At 38.6% G+C, this 841-nt stretch carries 2 protein-coding genes; both read left to right on the top strand.

The genetic code is table 11. The annotated features are described in order from the left end of the window. The coding region (locus IQR33_RS20525; protein WP_193843990.1) for a spore coat protein U domain-containing protein at positions 1–226 on the top strand (226 nt) is incomplete at its 5' end. A 20-nt stretch (positions 227–246) separates the two neighbouring features. Beyond that, positions 247–841 (top strand): molecular chaperone (locus tag IQR33_RS20530; protein ID WP_193843991.1); only part of this gene is annotated, 595 nt, incomplete at its 3' end.

The raw sequence follows: 841 nt of genomic DNA on the forward strand, positions 1-841 counted from the left end.
CGGTGTACGTAAGCTAAAGCACAGTGAAGAAGCGACAACGGTAGATTACTTTTTGTTTCAGGATCTAAATTATACGCAGGTGCTTGATATTGACACGCAATATTCCGTCGATACCGACCAAGACCCAGATAATATTCAGTTTCCTATCTGGGCAAAGGCGACAATAAATGGGAATGAAATGGCTGGAATTTATATGGATACGCTGACGCTGACATTAGAGTGGTAAGTGAACTTTGGAGGGGTGAAATGGAATTCATACTCAAAAAACTATTATTAATAACCTTCCTTTTTGTTTTTTTCTCAAATGCCAATGCTAACTCATTATTAATTTGGCCGATTTACCCCAAAATATCAGAGGAGAGTAATGCAACATCACTTTGGATGGTAAATAAAGGCAGTGTTGATTCTTATTTACAGGTGAGAATTTTTAAGTGGGAACAAAACGAAGGAGAAGATAGTTATTCAAGTCAAAGCCAGTTAATTGCAACCCCTCCGTTTGTCAAAATTGAACCAGGTGAAAAGCAGTTAATCCGCATCATCAACCAAGATGAGGCCTCTGCGGGTAAGGAGTATGCATACCGAGTGATCATAGATGAATTACCGCCAACTCAAAACCCTCAAACAGAATTGACGGAAAATGAACTCGCTGTCAAAGTCCGAATGCGTTACTCGATACCTTTGTTTATTTACGGGAAAGGGCTGACTGATACTCAAAAACCAAACCGTGACAGTGAATTATGGGGTGATTTACAGGCACAGTTTATTAAGAAAAATAATCAGCGTTTTGTTCACATTAAAAATTCAGGAAAACACCATGTTCGCTTAGTGAATTTACAGTTGA

It is taken from the genome of Vibrio sp. OPT46 (genome assembly GCF_015163535.1).
Lineage (GTDB): Bacteria > Pseudomonadota > Gammaproteobacteria > Enterobacterales > Vibrionaceae > Vibrio > Vibrio alginolyticus.